The following is a 16,898-nucleotide window of genomic DNA, read 5'->3' as shown; positions in this document are numbered from 1 at the left end:
ATCACAGTAGATTAAAGTCAAAAGTCAAAAATCAAAAGTCAAAAGTAAGAAATAAGAAGTAAATTATGGTGGTCAATAGAAGTCAATGATTCAATAAGTATTTATGCTTTATATTTAACTGATAATTTGACTCCTGATAAATGAAGGTGGCTTCTATAGTATAAATACCTAAGCAAGCTACGGATTTTATACTAATTTTCATGTTACAAATTGAAGTGCGGAATGTGGGTTATAAGGAAGGAAAGCTTGTGGGGAGCAGGGGAAAAGGGGGAAAGAGTATAGATTTTTGGCAATATTACTTAACTTAAGTTCTTAAAAGAATGTACTTTTCAATATGAGAACTCTAGATGATTGAGGAAAAAGCCTCTGGAACACTTACACATAACTTGTCTATTTTGTCAAGTTTAATGTTAATAAAGCTTTTATCTTAAATTAAAAGCGATAGCTGATAGCTGACGGCTGAATGCGTAGCATTCCGTAGAAAATGCTTACCGCAATTATGCAATGTCCGATTATCATCATATCAAATACTAATGCTCAAATAATATGACTAATTTGAACTATCTAGAAACTTCAGGATGGCTCAATTCATTAAAAGAAGGAAAATCTATAGATTATAATTATCATCCTCTTCCTTGGTATTCTTATCCTGCTATTGAATTTATTGAGGATAAGTTAAAGAGTGATTTTCGAGTATTTGAATATGGGAGCGGACAGTCAACTTTTTGGTACGCTGACCGAGTTAAGCAGGTGGTTTCTGTAGAACATAATCCTGATTATTTTGTCAATGTTTCAACTTATATTCCTCAAAATGTGAAGCTAGTTTTGAGGGAAGATAGGCAAAGATATGTTGAGGAAATTCAGAATTATGAGAATGGTGATTTTGATGTGATTATTATTGATGGAATTGAGCGAGTTAAATGTGCTGAAATATGTGGTGAAAAATTATCTAAAAATGGCTGGATAGTATTTGATAATTCGGATAGAGAGGAAAATGATAGGGGAGTAATTTTGCTTCATCATCAAGGATTTAAACGTATTGATTTTTATGGTTTAGTACCTAGTCAAAGATATAAAAGCTGTACTTCTATTTTTTTTCAAAGTGATGATTTTTTATCGGATTTAAAATTACCTAGTCAAAAGCAGTCTTGCTTGGGTATTTCTTTGGGTCAAGGTGAAGCAAGAGCTAAAAGAAAAAATAAAAATCTAGACAGTCAAAATCATCAGATTTTGGCTTATTACGAAGCTATTAAAAATCAACCTTATGCTGCTGAAGCTTATCAGGGATTAGGGGATTTTTATTATTCTAAAGGTCAAATTGAAAAATCTATTCGTTCTTATAACAAAGCAATAAAATTACAACCAAACTTGGCAATAGTTTATGCAAAACTAGGCAAAATTTATTCCCAAAAAGGTCAGCTATAACAGGCGATCGCTTACTATCAAGAAGTTATTACACTTGAACCAAAATCGGCAGGTATATATTGGAGTATTGGTGATATTTTACAGCAACAAGGTAGATTATTTGAGGCTAAGATTTATCAGCAAAAGGCATTAGAAATAAAACCAGATTTAATGAGAAAATCTTATGCTTTGAATCAGCTAGATCTTAAACTTGCTTCTTACTTAACTTGGGAAAATGGATTTTTTATTGAAGCTGGGGCGAATGATGGGATAAGTCAAAGTAATACTTTATATTTTGAGAAGTACAAAAATTGGCAAGGTGTTTTGATAGAAGCAATACCAGAGTTAGCAGAAAAATGTAGAATTAATCGCTCTAAGTCAGCGGTAGAAAATTATGCTTTGGTTCCTTTTAATTATGGTCAGGATTATATAAAAATGTACTATTGTAATCTTATGTCTTTTGTTGATGGAGCTATGAAGTCAGAGGAAGAAAAAAAGGTTCATTTAAAAGCGGGTTGTCAAGTTCAAAATATTAATCATAGTTATGAAATTAATGTACGAGTAAGGACACTAACTGCAATTCTTGATAAGTATGGAGTTGAAAATATAGATTTGTTTTCGTTGGATGTTGAAGGTTTTGAATTAGATGTGTTGCAAGGTATTGATTTTGATAAATACCAACCAAAGTTTATGTTGATAGAAGTACGTTATGGAGATAGAAAAGCAATTGATTCTTTTTTAAGACCATTATATGAACCTGTTACAGTATTATCTAATTCTATAAATCAGACTTTACCGGAAAGGTCTCATCAAGATATTTTATATAAAGCGACTTCATTAATGGATAATGGATAATGGATAATGGATAATGAATTTAATTTTTAAACCTTCTAGATCAACTATTTCTTTTAGATAATAAAAATATAAAAGTTTTCACTTTTTGTACAAAGATTCCCAAGCAAAATAATTATCAATTATCCATTGGTTAAGCATTCAGCGGTGAGGATTCAGCTTTATTACCTTTAAAGGAGGAAAAAGTAATTGAGATATTTCCCAGAATTAAAAGTTTCTCAGCATTCAGTACTCAGCACTCAGCTATCAGCTTTCTTACCTGATAAGCATTTAGCACTCAGCATTCAGCTATCAGTTTTTATTACTTTGAAAGGAGAAAAAAATCATGGAAATATTTTCCAGAATTAAAAGTTTCTCAGGATTCAGCACTCAGGTATCAGCTATCAACTTTTATTACTTTAGTAAGCATTTAGCACTCAGCAGTCAGCTATCAGCTTTTATTACTTTGAAAGGAGAAAAAATCATGGAAATATTTTCCAGAATTAAAAGTTTCTCAGGATTCAGCACTCAGGTATCAGCTATCAACTTTATTACCGAAAAATCTTGGTCTAAAGCCTCCTCTTTTAAGGAAAAAAAAAGAGAATTTCGTATTTAAAGCCTCCTGATTACAGAGGTACTGATAACTGATAACTGAAATGACTTTCTCCTTCTTAAACAAATCTTTAGTTTAAATTTATTTATCTGTAGACTTATCTACTTTCTTCCTTCTTCCTTCTTCCTTCTTGCCTCTTCCTTCTTCCTTCTTGCCTCTTTCCTATTAAACTAAAAATGACTCAATTTAAATTAACAACTCCTGTAGTCTTAATTATATTTAATCGACCAGATACAACGGCAAAAGTATTTGAGGCAATTCGTAAAGTAAAGCCTCTTCAATTATTTGTAATAGCTGATGCTCCTCGCCTCGATAGATATGGAGAAGTTGAGAGGTGTATGGCAGCAAGAAAGATAATCGATCAGGTTGATTGGAATTGTGAAGTTTTGACTAATTATTCTGAGAAAAATTTAGGTTGTAGAGAGCGTATTTATAATGGATTAAATTGGGTTTTTAGTTTGGTAGAATCAGCAATTATTTTGGAGGATGACTGTGTACCTCATTTAACTTTTTTTAGGTTTTGTGAAGAGTTATTAGAAAGATATCGAAATGATGAGAGGATTATGGCTATATCTGGAGATAATTTTCAGTTTGGTAATAATCCAATAGAGTCTAGTTATTATTTCTCTCGCTATCCCCATTGTTGGGGTTGGGCAACTTGGCGAAGAGCATGGAAAAATTATGATAATCAAATGCAATTATGGTCGAAGCTTAGAGGTAGTAAGTGGTTAGAAAATATTCTACAAAATAGTAGGGCAGTTCAATATTGGTCGGAGATTTTTCAGAAGAATTATCAAGGGTTTAATTCTTGGGCTTATGCTTGGACATTTGCCTGTTGGAATTATCATGGTTTAACTATTTTACCCAAGGTTAATTTAGTTTCTAATATTGGTTTTGGTCAAGGTGCTACTCACACTTCAAGTATTAATAAGTTTGCCAATATGTCTGTGGAGGAAATGATTTTTCCTCTGACTCATCCTCCCTCTATTATTCGTAATATTCCAGCAGACAATTTTACAGAAAAAACAATGTTTAGTGGTGGTTTACAAATTCAAAATGTTCATTGCAAAGTTTGTGGTTCAATATCTCACAAATTTGATAATGCTAAGGTTTTAAATAAATATAATGTTGACTATTTTCAATGTTCTAATTGTGGTTTTGTACAAACGGAAAATCCTTACTGGTTAGGGGAAGCTTATACAGAGGCAATTGCTAGTAGTGATGTGGGTTTGGTTTCTAGAAATCAAAATTTTTCTTTGATTACAGAAAATTTAATTCTCAACTTCTTTAATGCCAATGATAAATTCCTAGATTATGGGTGTGGGTATGGTTTATTTGTCCGGATGATGCGTGACTTAGGATTAGATTTTTATGGATATGATAAATATTGCCAAAATATTTTTTATCAAGGATGGGAAGGAGAAATAAATAGGGAACAAAAATATGAAATAGTCACAGCTTTTGAAGTATTTGAACATTTCATAAATCCTCTGGCAGAAATTGAGAAGATACTGCAACAAACTAGAAATATTTTATTTAGTACAAAGCTATTGCCACCTGATAATCCTCGTCCTAATGATTGGTGGTATTATGCTCTGGAAGAAGGTCAACACATTTCTATATTTAACAAAAAAGCATTATCTGTAATTGCTCAAAAGTTTAAACTTAATTTATGTTCGGATGGAGAATCTCTGCACTTATTAACAGAGAAAAGTTTATCAAATTCCGAGTTTCACAGCATATTTAGGATAGGTAGATATAAACCTGAGAAAAGGAAAGAATCTTTAACTGAGGTAGACTATGAAAAAGTGACAGAAAAGAAACTAAAAAATCAGCAGCAGTTAACTGAGTTAGACTCTGAAAATATTGCCGAAAGAAAATCGAAAAATTGGCAGCTATTAGATTTCAAGGTTCTTATTGATGGTGTATTTTTCCAAATAAATAATACAGGTATTGCCCGTGTCTGGAAGTCTTTGTTGGAAGTATGGTCAAAAGATAGTTTTGCTAAAAATATTTTAGTGCTTGACAGAGCAAAAACTGCACCTAAAATTCCCGGCATAAAATATCGTGTTATCCCTGGATATAATTACGGCAGAATAGATGCAGACCGTCAAATTTTGCAGCAAATATGTGATGAAGAAAATGCTGATATTTTCATTTCTACTTATTACACAACACCTATCTTAACGCCATCTATATTTATGGCTTATGATATGATTCCAGAAGTTTTAGCTAAAAATCTTGATAACCCTTCATGGCAAGAAAAACATCGTAGTATTAAACAGGCAATTTCTTATATTTCAATTTCAGAAAATACAGCTCGTGATTTAGTAAAATATTTTCCTCAAATATCTGCCAATTCTGTCAAGGTTGCTCATTGTGGAATTGAACCTAAATTTTCTAGAGCTACTCCTCAAAAAGTTGCTAATTTTAAACAAAAATATCAGATTAATCGACCATACTTTTTGATAGTAGGTGAGAGAATAGGTTGGCTAGGTTATAAAAATACTATGTTATTCTTTCAAGCTTTTGCTAAATTCAAAAAATCCGCAGAATTTGAGATTGTTTGTATAGGGGGAAATAGAAAAGTAGAGCCAGAATTAAGCAAATATATTTCCGGTAGTAAAATTAATTTATTACAACTGAGTGACCAAGAATTAAAATCGGCTTACTCTGGAGCGATCGCTTTAGTTTATCCATCAAAATATGAAGGTTTTGGACTGCCTATTTTAGAAGCAATGGCTTGTGGTTGTCCAGTTATTACTTGTAAAAATGCTTCAATTCCAGAAGTGGCAGGAAGATCAGCTTTATATATTAATGATAATGATGTTAATGGATTGGTAAATGCTTTGGGTGAAGTGCAAAAATCAGAAGTTCGGCAACAATTAATAACTGCTGGTTTAGCACAAGCTCAAAAGTTTTCTTGGTCTCAAATGGCTAAGATTATGACTGATGTATTTATCCAGACTTTTAATCAGATTAAAGTCAATAAATTATCTACTATAGAAGAGCAGAAAAATTTAGACAAAACTCAATTTCAAATAAATCACGGGCAGTTAGAAATACAACGCTATTTTAGGAAGGTTAATTCTTTAGATGAAGCTATGTTTGAGCGAGTGTTAGCTTACAAAGGAACAGATACAGTTTCCCCAGAAGAAAAAAAGCAAGTTAGGAAAGAGTTAATGGAAATTTGGGTGCCACAAATTCTGGAAGGTATCCCTGTTAAACCAGAGTGGAAAGTATTAGAAATCGGTTGTGGTGTTGGTCATCTTATTAAGTATTTGCGAGAAAAATTTGCACGGGTAGATGGTGTAGATATTTCGGAAAATATGATTCAGTTTGCCCGACAATATTTAGCTGATGGGAAACAAAATGGAGAGCTATATATTAATAATGGCGATGATTTGCAACAGTTAGCTGATGAAAATTACGACTTTGTTTTTTCGACGATAGTTTTTCAGCACATCCGTTCTATTTCTATTGTCAAAAGTTATTTCCGAGAAATATTTCGGGTTTTGAAACCGGGAGGATATTTGAGAATTAAAGTACATGACCACAGCGCTGAAAGTTTAGGAAATTTTGATGAGGAAGGGGCAAAAGATCAACAATATTATTTTTCTGGCAATGCTTATACTGAAGAAAAATTAAAAGATTTATTAATGGCAGCGGGGTTTAATTTAGTTTCTTTAAAATCTGCTAAACCTTGGATTTGGGCAACGGTAAGGCGAGAACAAAAAGCAGAAGTTGGTGTAGAAAAAATTCCTCAAATAGCTACTCTCAAAAATAATCAAATGGGTATTGAATATCCAGAAATTAATCCATTGCCAGATAATAACCATCGACCGTTTTGGTCTGTGATGATTCCTACTTATAAAAAGGTCAAATATTTAGAGCAAACTCTCAAGAGTGTATTGCAACAAGCTCCTGCTCCAGAAGAAATGCAGATAGAAGTTGTAAATGATTGTTCAGACCATAAAATTCAAGCTGAAATAGAAGCAATTGTCCGAAAGGTAGGGGGAGAAAGAGTTAATTTTTATCGACATTTTCCACAAGATATTGGTCAAGCTCCGATTTTTAATGTCTGTCTACAAAGAGCAAAAGGATACTGGATTCATCTACTCCATGATGATGATTTTGTATTGCCTGGTTTTTATGAAAAATTACGCCAAGGAATTGAAAAAAATCCAACAGTAGGAGCAGCATTTTGTCGCCACTATTATATAGATGAATATGACCAGAAAAAGTATTTGTCTGTGTTGGAAAGAAAAACTCCAGGTATTATAGAAAATTTCTTAGAAAAAATTACTATTGAACAACGAATTCAGGTAGTGGGGATGGTAGTAAAACGTAAGGTTTATGAAAATTTAGGAGGTTTTTGTTCCCAGGCAGATTCGGCGGCTGATTGGGAAATTTGGAAGCGAATAACTGCTTTTTATCCTATTTGGTTTGAACCGGAAATTTTGGCTTGTTTCCGTTTACATTCCTCCTCGGAAACTTCCCGCTTAATGCAGTCTGGCGGTAATATAGAAAATGCTCGGAAAGCTATAGAAATTACTCAAACTTATTTACCAACAAAAATGGCAGAAAATTTATCTAATCAAGCTAGGGAACATTATGCAATTGAAGCAATAAAAATGGCTGCTTCTATGTTGAAAGGAGGAAATACTAATGGAGCGATCGCTCAAATTCGTGAAGGTCTTAAATGTAGTCAATCTCCTTCTGTAGTTAATTTACTTATCTCTGTTTTGGTCAGTGGGGAAACAGATTTAATTAAGACACCAAATCAGTCAGTCAATTCTCCAAAACCTCAGTCTATAGAACAACAAAAAGTTGTTCCTACTGTTAAAACTAATTTATTACCATCTCTGACAGAAATAAATCAGAATATTCAGCTTTATCAGCAAAACCAGTTGGATGAATCAGCATTAGTTAGATTGCAAGAAATCAGAAAAAAAATTGCAGAATACTGGCTGAATATTCAAACTTCGGAAGAACTCAAAAATATTTACTTGGGAGAATTTGGTCAAGCACATAAAGCATTATTAGCAAGTGGTATTAAAGACGAAACTTTAACTGAAATAGAACAAATATTTGTAGACAAAATAAAAGCTAATATTGCCAAAGGATTTAACCAACCTTTAGCCATTCAATATTTATTGGCAGGAATGCTTTATCAAAGAGCAGATCGACTAGAAATTAAATACGAAAAAGCTCCCATTCCTAACTGGTTTGCTACAGATTATTTAAAATTTATGTTTGCCTCTCCCCAACTTTTTCAAGAAATAGGAGAAGCAGATAATTATCATCATTTTCTAGCAGGATGGTTGAATTATGTACATAATAATATATCCACAAATCCAGACTCAGAATTATGGCAAGCGATCGCCTGGTTTTTTGTGCAAAATTCTAATTGGATTCCTCTATATTTTACTACTACGCCCAATTTAAAAAATCTCTACATCAAGCGTGCAGAAATTATAGAATTTGCTCTACAAAATCGTGGGTTAGAGTTAGATTATCAGATGAACGACCGCCCATTTAACCGCCAAAAAATTCGCTTAGGAATTCTCAAAGATCATTATTCTCCCCAAACAGAAACATATTCCTTACTCCCAGTATTTGAACATTTAGACCGGAGTAAATTTGAGATATTTCTTTATGCAGTAAAATCTAACGCACATCCCTTAGAAAAATATTGCCAAACTCACGCAGATAAATTTCTACAACTACCAGAAGAATTGAAAAATCAAGCACAAATTATTCGCAACGACGACCTTGATATTCTATTTATTGGCTCTAATATTACTGCTACTATCAAAAATTCTACCTTGCTGGCAATACACAAACTGGCCAGAATACAAATTACATCCATCAATTCTCCCACTACCACCGGGATGCACTCCATAGACTACTATATCTCCGGTAAAATTACTGCACCAACAGATACAACCCAAGAACATTACACAGAAAAACTGGCCAACCTAGAAGGTTCCGGACTATGTTTCCGATACGCGATCGCCGACCCTCCCTCAGGAGTAAAACCAATTCGCTCTAGTTGGGGGGCAACCGACCAAACCACCATATTTATTTCTGGGGCTAATTTCTACAAAATTATACCGGAGATGCGGGATACTTGGGCCAAAATCCTAGCAAAAGTGCCCAATTCCATTTTAGTCTTGTATCCTTTTAATCCTAACTGGACTAATTCTTATCGATTTGCCCCTTTTATCAAACAGATGCGGTCTGTTTTGAAACGTCATGGTATCGACAGTAAGCGCTTGGTCGTAATTAAAGCATTACCAAGTCAAGCAGATATCAAAGAATGTTTGAAATTAGCGGATATTTATTTAGACTCTTTCCCTTACGGTGGTGCAACCTCTCTGGTCGATCCACTCATGGTCGGAGTTCCACCAGTAGTTGTTGAAGGAAATGCTTTAAGGTTTCGACAAGCATCAGCATTACTGAGAGAGATAAAGATGGACGATCTTATTGCTGATGGGGAAGAGAGTTATATTAATTTAGTAGTGAAACTAGCAACTAATCCTCAGTTACGTCAACAAAAGCGGCAAGAAATTCTGGAAAAAATTGAGCAAAACCCTTCATTTTTAGACAGTCTTAGTTACTCTACACAGATAGGTAAATTATTTCAAGAATTATTCCAAGAATGGCAAAATATTCACGCGCCAAAAACTATAGAATCTACAGATAAAAATTCTTTAACTTCTGAATTTATCAATCGTTTGATTGGTTGTGTGAATCTCTACGAAATCGATCCTACTGACCAATCTTTAATAGAAGAATTACGTCAAATTCGTAAACAAATAGCTGATTTTTGGTTAGCTGTAGCTCCCAAAGAATTAGAAACTACTTATCAAGGCAAAATTAGACAAGCATATCAAGCTTTATTAAAAAGTGGAATTCAAAACGAACCTCAAACCGAAGATGAACAGAAATTTCTCAAAGAATTAGCTGAGACAAGTATGGGTTTAACTAATCCAAAAGCTATCAATACATTTTTAGGGGCAATGTTATATTTTCCTCCAAGCAAAATGTTAGTCAGAGATGCTAAAAATCGTTTACCTCAGTGGTTGATAGAAGATTATAAACAGATATTTGAAAGTCGAGAAGTTGCCCATAAGTTGGAAAAAGCTTTTAAATCTAAATCGCCTCATCTATCAGAAAATTATTCAGTCACAACTGCTGAAGTTAGACCAGAAAAAAATGTAGTTTTAACAGCAAATCAAACAAATAATTTAGACATTTCACAGCAAAAATTTATCAATCAATTATTGGGAAGTGTGAATCTTTACTATATCGATCCATCTGATGAATCTGTGGTTCAAGAGTTGCGTCAAATCAGAAAACAAATGGCTGATTTTTGGATAAATTTAGAAGTGCAAAAACTAGAAACTTTTTACTTGGGTGAAATGGGTAAAGGTTATCAAGCATTACTCAGTAGCAAAATTCAAAATGAATCTTTAATAGAAAGCGAACAAGAATTTTTACGACAGTTAGCTGCTCAACTTTCTCAAGGAATAGAAGCGCCGAAAGCTATAAATTATTTATTAGCAGCAATGTTATATTGTCGTTCTGAACAATTACGAATCGAAGATATAACTAAATTGCCTCATTGGTTACTAGAAGATTATCAAAAATTTGTAGGAAATAGTTGAATAAGGGAGTAGGGGAGTAGGGGAGCGGAGGAGTAGGGGAGTGGGGAAGTACGGGAGAAGTAAATATAAGAGAATAATTAATATTAACTAGCTAATAATTATCAAAAATGTCATTGCCCCTGTATTAATTACTTAGGGTTTGCTGAAAAAGTCTTTTTTAAAGAGTAGGGGAGCGGGGGAGTAGGGGATAATTTTTTTGCCCAACTCTTGCTAAAAATGCTAACTTTTTGAGCATGAAGAGCTGAAAACCATGTACTTTTTCAATACCTAAAAAGGCTAAAACCTTTATCTGGTAATTATTTAAGATTTAATCAGCAAACCCTACTTAATAATTGAAGTTTTACCTCACACAAGCATTCTTTTTTACCGATAAATTGTGGTCTAAAGTCTCCCCTTTTAAGGGGATAAAAAAAAGAGAATTGCGTATTTTCTTGCTTCCTTATTCCAGAGGTACTGTTAACGTTTGCGTAGCATTCCGATAGGAAAGTTCCTCCGATAGGAGGCTAACTGGTAACTGATAACTGATAACTGATAACTGATAACTGAAATGACCCTTGGTATAACTCCCTATTCAAGCAAAAATTCAATATCATAAGGAACTCCAACAATTTAAAATCCAGGCATTCAAAATTCCTAAATCATTTCGTAAATATGCAATGCCAGAAAAAAATTTGATACTACTGTAATTCAAAAAAACCTAATTTTATTAATCATGGTTTTTCACTCAAATTATGATAATATAATCACTTAAAAGTAACTTAGTTATCAAAAAACAATTTCTTCAGGAAAATTAACCATGAGTGAATATACTGGCATTACTGATTATTACGATCTTTTAATGACCCAAGGTTATTATGACTATGAAGGAATGGCTATTGCAGTCAATTCTTTCATCAAAGATGGTCACAAAAAAATACTTGAATTAGGTGTAGGAACAGGACTATTAGCAGAAAAATTAAAAGTACTTGCTCCTGAAGCTGAATTTACAGGAGTAGATATTACCTCATCAATGCTCGATATTGCCAGAAAAAGATTGGGAGAATAGGGAAAATTAATAGAAGCAGATGTCTATATTATGGACCTCGAAGAAACCTTTGATATTGCTGTTTCTAGTGGAGGGGTTTGGGTAATAAACCAACGAGGAGATAAGAGTGATCTAGGAAATCATACAAATGAGATTCCTCAAGATATTAAGGGACTAACTAATGTTGCTAAACACCTGTGTCAAGAAGGGTTATTACTGTTGAGTATTCAGGGAGAACATAAAAATTATCAAAAAAATCTCCCGACAGGAATTGTTTATTCTCAGGAGATAGAAAAAATTGGGGAAAATGATGAAATTGAATCCATTGAGAAAAGTTATTTCTTTAAGAAAGACGGAGAAATATTAGCTCAACAAAAACTTAATTTGAATTACATTAAGCAATGGAAAAAAGAAGAAATTATGGAACAAGCTGGATTTAGTTTTGTTAGTATCCATGAAAGCCAAAAGTTTCATGTTTATTGTAAAAAATGAAACAGATAATCATTAAATTTTAGGCAGTAGGAAATAGGGAGTAGGGAATAGGGATAAAACTCATAAGGTATGGAACTATTAGAGTAGCTCTTGAGATTACAGAACTGCCAAAAAAAATCCTTAACTGAACTGTATTGATTTATACCTAAGCGGTCTAAATTTTCAATTTGGATGTCCAAAATATGCTATTGTAATTTTTGGCATTATGAAATACCTGAATCATATCAACACTATAGTCATTTAACTTTAGATTGAGACAAAGCTTTCTTGCTATGAGGGAGTTTCAGACGAAAAAACGTCTCATTTTTAAGTTAAACTACTATAATTTCAGAACGTAGATAAACAACCAAAAGTTGGAAGTAAAACTTCTGAGTTTATTGAGGATGAATTAGCTAAAAATCAGGTTGCAAATAATCATCATTAGAGAGGATATGACATGGAAATTTATATGACATCTAACTACTCATTCAACACAATTGGAGCAAAACCTTCTCTCGAACCTGCTGGTGATTTAGTAACAAAAGCAATCGAATCTATCCAAGACTATTCACAGGTAAGACTTGCAGATTACGGCATTGTAGATGGATCGCCTAATTCCCAATAATGTCATCCTTTTATTTCAACCTCCTTACACTCCTTATTTCAACCTCCTTACACTCCACAAGTCAATCCCATTGAAAGATTGTGGAAAGAAATTCAAAAAAAATTCAAGTGGGAACTGTTTGAAAATCTCGATATTTTCAGAAAGCGATTATCTAAAATCTTACTAGAATTAACCCCAAAAACTATTATATCTGTGACCGGATGGGACTTGATTTTAGAAGCTTTATCTGATGCTTTATTTGTAGCATAATTTTTTGTATTTCATATTAATTATACTTTAGGTATAGTGGAATGCCAAATTATATCAAGTCCGGTTAAACAGTTATAGAATGGTTAACTCAGGAGGAGTCAGGAGTCAGGAGTCAGGAGTCAGGAGGAAAGAGAATTACAAAGATAAGCGTAGTTATGACGATTGGAGAATTTTTTTATGTGCAATTAACCGGATTTGATATTATCTGCAAAAACTCTATAAATGTAGCGTCCACAGTAACGGACTACACATTATTTACACGTTTAATGTCGCGGAGCGAAAGGCAAATTGACGACCTACAGCAGGTAAGGACTGCTACAAATGCCTAGTGACTTCTCAATCCCGTGAGTCCATATAAACAGCAATAATCTCACGAACCTCTACTTCCATTGCTAACCAGACCTACTGCTTATTACCTTATTTAACCACTCTATTAAATAATTATAAAAAATTTCTAAAACCAATCTTCTTGGTCGTTATTGTGTTTTTTATAAACCTGACCTTTGCGATGAATTTCACGAGTTTTTTCATAGAGCTTTTCTTCAGTTAGTTCCCACTTTGCCAATACTTTATCTAAGTCTTCCTGAATATCTTTTGCCCCAGGAAAACCTCGATAACGAATTTTTAGTCTTGCTAATTCTGCTAAGTTATAGGCAGTATCTTTTTCTGCTAATAGGGTGTTAACTATTAGTCTATCTTTATGATATTGGGGATGCTGTTGTTCTTCTGATTTCATAAAAATAAGGAAGAAGGAAGAAAGAAAAAGGAAATAAGGAACTAAGAGTTAAAGTAATTTCGCAAAACTACTTTTTTCTGACTAAGGAAGGAAGAAGGAAGAAAGAAAAAAGGTTGAAGCAAATGAGAAATTGAGATATAGTAATTCTAAATAGGTTGTAAAATTTCATCATTTTCTTTGTGGGTTTAATACCCCACCGTCTACACGGTGTTCAAAATTACATGGGGATTCTAACCCCAAGTAATTTTCCTCCTGTCTCCTGTCTCCTGTATTCCCCTCCTGGGAGGGGTTGGGGGTGGGTTGTCTCCTGTCTCCTGTCTCCTTCTTCAACAGTTTTTTTTGACGAATCATTTCATATTGCTATAGATAAAAAATTACTGCCGAACTACCCTATCTTAAGCCTAGCAGTAATTTTTAATTATTAATTGCTGATAACTGATAACTGATTTAACTCTCTATATTATTCCACTTTTGAAAATGACTATCTTGATGATTATTTTGAGTATTATTAACTAAACTAGGCTGAAGTTCTAAAGCTTTTTCTTGAAAAAAAAATGCTTCGTAAAATCTGCCCTCTTGCTCCAAAACTTTGCCTAAATTCCAATAAGCTTCTGCTAGATCGGGTTTCATTTTAATTGCTTTTCTATAATTAATCATTGCTGCATCAATTTGCCCTTTTTTATAAAACATACTCGCCAAATTGACAATCGCTTCAATAAAATTTGGATTGATTTTTATTGCCAATGAATAAGCACGAAGAGCAGCATCTATTTTATTTTGTGCTTGTAGGATGTTTCCCAAAGTTTTGTAGACTGGAGCAAAATTTGCTTGTTCTTTTAATACTTTCTGACAAACAGCGATCGCTTCAGTAAAATTTCCCTGATTATAATAAATCTCAGCTAACTTATTAATAGTATCAACATCATCTTGTTCATATTTCCATAACTCTGAATAATCATTTTTTACTTGACTTAATTCAGTATAATTTTGAGATTTATTATTTTGTTGAAAAGTTTTTTTATCTTGTAAATTTTGATTCATCTTCTAAAAGCTACTGATCTCAACTAATTTTTCCCCTTTATTTCTTCCTCCTTCCTCTTCCTTCTCCCTTCTCCCTTCCTGATAAGAAATAAACATGAGCGCTCACAACTCGCCAACCAACAGAAGTACACATCCAAGTTTGACTTTGCCTACCCATTTTTCCAGTTTTTTGACGCTGAAATTCAGTATTTGCTGTAGCAAAATCTTGACCATAAGTTGTAATAACAATATTCATTAATACTCACTCTAAATTAACTTTTCCACGCGCTTTTCTAAAAGCTGATATTGCCTCATATCCATAGAGATTTTCATTTACTCCATAACGCATAGTCTGGGGAATATGCCAAAATAATTCATCTAAAACTCGCATTCCGCACGTCAAATTGTAACATTAAAAGTAGTATAAAAATCGGAGGATCGATCAGTATTTATACTATATAGATCCTATTCATTGACCTTTCTCAAAGTCAAATTCTCAGGAAAATATTAAGTATAAATACTTAATTATTTACTCCTATTAACCACTATTTTTTTCTCCTGACTCGGTCTTCCTGACTCGGTCTTCCTGATTTTTATACTACATGTTGAAGTACGGAATGTGGGCTAAAACATTCACATTATTACTAATCAAAGCAACTTCATATTGCTCAAATCCTCCTGTTACCTCTGCCACGACATCTGGAATATTAATCTCCATTTTAATTATTCTCCTAATCACAGTATTCTAAAAAATTTTCTGGAACTATTTTCAATTCTCCAGACTTAAATCTATCTATCGAAACCCAAAGTGCCGTTTTTTTTCGTTCCTTCTCCCAAAAAGTTAACTCCTCTATTTGATAAAACTTTGGGTCAGCAAAATCACATTTATATAATTGAATTAACTCATGTCTTTCCTCTCCATTAAACATAAAAATATTTTCCATACATCCCAAATATTTAATATTAGTCAACTCAGCTTCAATCTCCTCTTGAAACTCTCTCTGTAAAGCATCACGACTATACTCTCCAAAATCAACGCCCCCACCCATAACTCGATAGAAACTTTCCTGTTTTATAGAGTCATAACCTTGAGAAATAAACAAGTGATCGTCATCTCTAATTAAACCCAAAGCTAAGACCCTTATTTGATTCTTCTTACTCATAATTTTCTCACATAAATATCAAAGTTAATTGGGAAATACAAGTCAATTCAGTTATCAGTTAGCCGTTAACATTTAACAGTACCTCCTACTTCATTAGGGGGCTTGAAATACTGAATTTTCTTTCTCTTGGTCGATTGGATATGGCGAGGAAACCCGCTCTTGACAGAGCCGCTCCGTAACGCCATCCAGCTCCGAATATCGACCGCTTTTTATCCCCTTAAAAGGGGAAGGTTGAAACCTAATTTTTTTGTCAGTAAAAAAAGCTTAATCAGGTTTAATTTTTACAATATAGAAAAAAAATAAATTAAGTAGGTAGGCACAAAAAAAATTAAGTATGTAACAAAAAGTAAAGTAGTTTATAAGCCTTTTCCCTTCTGCCTGCTGCCTTCCTCTAGCGATAAATTTTAACGCCTACCTACTGACAATCAATTATCATCAGAAAAACCCATTTCATAGTTATTTTCTGGCACAGGCCAATCCTCATTTTGCCCCCCAATAATAAGTTTTTCTATTTTGACAAACTCCTCACTTAATCGTTGAAAACTGTTAGTCAAAATATCTATTGCTAAAGCATCGCTAGTTCCCAAATCAAACCAACAACGACCCCAAAATCCTTGATATTCTACTTCTCCCATATTGTGCATAACAGCCATCATACTTTGACCTGCAACTTCCTGACTATATTCCATATAACTAACCTCTATTCCTGCATCTTGAACCTGTAGATTTTCTGCATTAAAGCCACCCAGTTTTCCTAATAAAAACCAGGAATCAAATAGTTCCTCTATGTAATGCTTTTCTGCCGTTGAAGGAACAGTGCTAAACTCTAACCAAATCCACACATCAAAAGGATTAAATTCGCGAAATTGTATTTCCATAAATGTTTGTCATACCTGATTTTATTTAGAGTAATTATAACGATTTATCAATATAGTAATCTGGGTATAAATAATCAAAAATTACCAGGATAAAAAAACTATGAATCCTTACATCTGTTCTCTCATTCCCAGATATTTTATCCACCACTACCCCAAGAATTGTTATAGAAAAAAATATAATTTAGTTGAAAATTTATACTTTTGAATTAAC

14 protein-coding genes and 2 pseudogenes are annotated in these 16,898 nt (G+C 33.3%); 9 read left to right on the top strand and 7 right to left on the bottom strand.

The window, feature by feature from the left end; translation table 11 throughout:
* The first annotated feature begins 546 nt into the window (after positions 1–546).
* From D5R40_RS07375 to D5R40_RS34780, 9 genes and pseudogenes are all read left to right on the top strand, one after another.
* Positions 547–1,425 carry a tetratricopeptide repeat protein gene (locus D5R40_RS07375; protein ID WP_124144932.1) on the top strand — a complete coding sequence of 293 codons (879 nt, stop codon included), beginning with the start codon at positions 547–549 and terminating at the stop codon, positions 1,423–1,425.
* Between the two features lie 6 nt (positions 1,426–1,431).
* Positions 1,432–1,560 (top strand): annotated as a pseudogene (locus D5R40_RS42470) (tetratricopeptide repeat protein); the annotation flags it as partial.
* A gap of 15 nt (positions 1,561–1,575) precedes the next feature.
* Complete coding sequence (locus tag D5R40_RS07365; protein ID WP_124144931.1) at positions 1,576–2,259, top strand: FkbM family methyltransferase; 684 nt, start codon at positions 1,576–1,578, stop codon at positions 2,257–2,259.
* Positions 2,260–2,581: 322 nt separating this feature from the next.
* Entirely contained in the window at positions 2,582–2,851 is a 270-nt protein-coding gene (locus tag D5R40_RS34790) for a hypothetical protein (RefSeq protein ID WP_124144930.1), read from the top strand.
* 173 nt (positions 2,852–3,024) lie between these two features.
* The gene (locus tag D5R40_RS07355; protein ID WP_124154434.1) at positions 3,025–10,521 is read left to right on the top strand and encodes a methyltransferase domain-containing protein; all 7,497 of its coding nucleotides are present in this window, start codon (positions 3,025–3,027) and stop codon (positions 10,519–10,521) included.
* Between the two features lie 796 nt (positions 10,522–11,317).
* On the top strand, positions 11,318–11,566 hold the full coding sequence (locus tag D5R40_RS07350; protein ID WP_124154433.1) for a methyltransferase domain-containing protein: 249 nt from the start codon (positions 11,318–11,320) through the stop codon (positions 11,564–11,566).
* Positions 11,567–11,596: 30 nt separating this feature from the next.
* Positions 11,597–12,037 carry a hypothetical protein gene (locus D5R40_RS07345; protein WP_124154432.1) on the top strand — a complete coding sequence of 147 codons (441 nt, stop codon included), beginning with the start codon at positions 11,597–11,599 and terminating at the stop codon, positions 12,035–12,037.
* 448 nt (positions 12,038–12,485) lie between these two features.
* Positions 12,486–12,641: a hypothetical protein gene (locus D5R40_RS34785; protein WP_161564949.1), complete on the top strand. Its 156-nt coding sequence runs from the start codon at positions 12,486–12,488 to the stop codon at positions 12,639–12,641.
* Between the two features lie 78 nt (positions 12,642–12,719).
* Positions 12,720–12,890 carry a hypothetical protein gene (locus D5R40_RS34780; protein WP_161564517.1) on the top strand — a complete coding sequence of 57 codons (171 nt, stop codon included), beginning with the start codon at positions 12,720–12,722 and terminating at the stop codon, positions 12,888–12,890.
* A 454-nt stretch (positions 12,891–13,344) separates the two neighbouring features.
* On the opposite strand, the gene D5R40_RS07340 is transcribed toward D5R40_RS34780, so the two are convergent.
* The 7 genes and pseudogenes from D5R40_RS07340 to D5R40_RS07310 all read right to left on the bottom strand — a co-directional run bounded on the left by D5R40_RS07340 (position 13,345) and on the right by D5R40_RS07310 (position 16,687).
* Positions 13,345–13,626 carry a DUF3288 family protein gene (locus D5R40_RS07340; RefSeq protein ID WP_124144927.1) on the bottom strand — a complete coding sequence of 94 codons (282 nt, stop codon included), beginning with the start codon at positions 13,624–13,626 and terminating at the stop codon, positions 13,345–13,347.
* Positions 13,627–13,794: 168 nt separating this feature from the next.
* Positions 13,795–13,977, bottom strand: a complete 183-nt coding sequence (locus D5R40_RS07335; RefSeq protein WP_124144926.1) for a hypothetical protein — start codon at positions 13,975–13,977, stop codon at positions 13,795–13,797.
* Between the two features lie 96 nt (positions 13,978–14,073).
* Positions 14,074–14,667: a tetratricopeptide repeat protein gene (locus tag D5R40_RS07330; RefSeq protein ID WP_124144925.1), complete on the bottom strand. Its 594-nt coding sequence runs from the start codon at positions 14,665–14,667 to the stop codon at positions 14,074–14,076.
* 37 nt (positions 14,668–14,704) lie between these two features.
* A pseudogene (gene hpxZ, locus D5R40_RS37510) lies at positions 14,705–15,037 on the bottom strand (oxalurate catabolism protein HpxZ).
* A 207-nt stretch (positions 15,038–15,244) separates the two neighbouring features.
* Positions 15,245–15,385, bottom strand: a complete 141-nt coding sequence (locus D5R40_RS07320) for an AtzH-like domain-containing protein (RefSeq protein WP_205127358.1) — start codon at positions 15,383–15,385, stop codon at positions 15,245–15,247.
* Positions 15,378–15,809: an NUDIX hydrolase gene (locus D5R40_RS07315; protein WP_124144924.1), complete on the bottom strand. Its 432-nt coding sequence runs from the start codon at positions 15,807–15,809 to the stop codon at positions 15,378–15,380. The genes D5R40_RS07320 and D5R40_RS07315 overlap by 8 nt, the downstream gene beginning before the upstream one ends.
* A 425-nt stretch (positions 15,810–16,234) precedes the next feature.
* Positions 16,235–16,687 (bottom strand): DUF3531 family protein, encoded by a 453-nt coding sequence (locus tag D5R40_RS07310; RefSeq protein ID WP_124144923.1) that lies wholly within the window; start codon positions 16,685–16,687, stop codon positions 16,235–16,237.
* Positions 16,688–16,898: the final 211 nt, after the last annotated feature.

Source organism: Okeania hirsuta (genome assembly GCF_003838195.1).
Taxonomy (GTDB): Bacteria; Cyanobacteriota; Cyanobacteriia; order Cyanobacteriales; family Microcoleaceae; genus Okeania; species Okeania hirsuta.
This window is presented reverse-complemented; position numbering and strand designations above follow the sequence as displayed.

Bases quoted from the DNA above. Each gene is read 5' to 3' on its own strand.
- D5R40_RS07375 (WP_124144932.1), top strand. From the start codon at position 547: ATGACTAATTTGAACTATCTAGAAACTTCAGGATGGCTCAATTCATTA.
- D5R40_RS07365 (WP_124144931.1), top strand. From the start codon at position 1,576: ATGAGAAAATCTTATGCTTTGAATCAGCTAGATCTTAAACTTGCTTCT.
- D5R40_RS34790 (WP_124144930.1), top strand. From the start codon at position 2,582: ATGGAAATATTTTCCAGAATTAAAAGTTTCTCAGGATTCAGCACTCAG.
- D5R40_RS07355 (WP_124154434.1), top strand. From the start codon at position 3,025: ATGACTCAATTTAAATTAACAACTCCTGTAGTCTTAATTATATTTAAT.
- D5R40_RS07350 (WP_124154433.1), top strand. From the start codon at position 11,318: ATGAGTGAATATACTGGCATTACTGATTATTACGATCTTTTAATGACC.
- D5R40_RS07345 (WP_124154432.1), top strand. From the start codon at position 11,597: ATGGACCTCGAAGAAACCTTTGATATTGCTGTTTCTAGTGGAGGGGTT.
- D5R40_RS34785 (WP_161564949.1), top strand. From the start codon at position 12,486: ATGACATCTAACTACTCATTCAACACAATTGGAGCAAAACCTTCTCTC.
- D5R40_RS07340 (WP_124144927.1), bottom strand. From the start codon at position 13,626: ATGAAATCAGAAGAACAACAGCATCCCCAATATCATAAAGATAGACTA.
- D5R40_RS07335 (WP_124144926.1), bottom strand. From the start codon at position 13,977: ATGATTCGTCAAAAAAAACTGTTGAAGAAGGAGACAGGAGACAGGAGA.
- D5R40_RS07330 (WP_124144925.1), bottom strand. From the start codon at position 14,667: ATGAATCAAAATTTACAAGATAAAAAAACTTTTCAACAAAATAATAAA.
- D5R40_RS07315 (WP_124144924.1), bottom strand. From the start codon at position 15,809: ATGAGTAAGAAGAATCAAATAAGGGTCTTAGCTTTGGGTTTAATTAGA.
- D5R40_RS07310 (WP_124144923.1), bottom strand. From the start codon at position 16,687: ATGGAAATACAATTTCGCGAATTTAATCCTTTTGATGTGTGGATTTGG.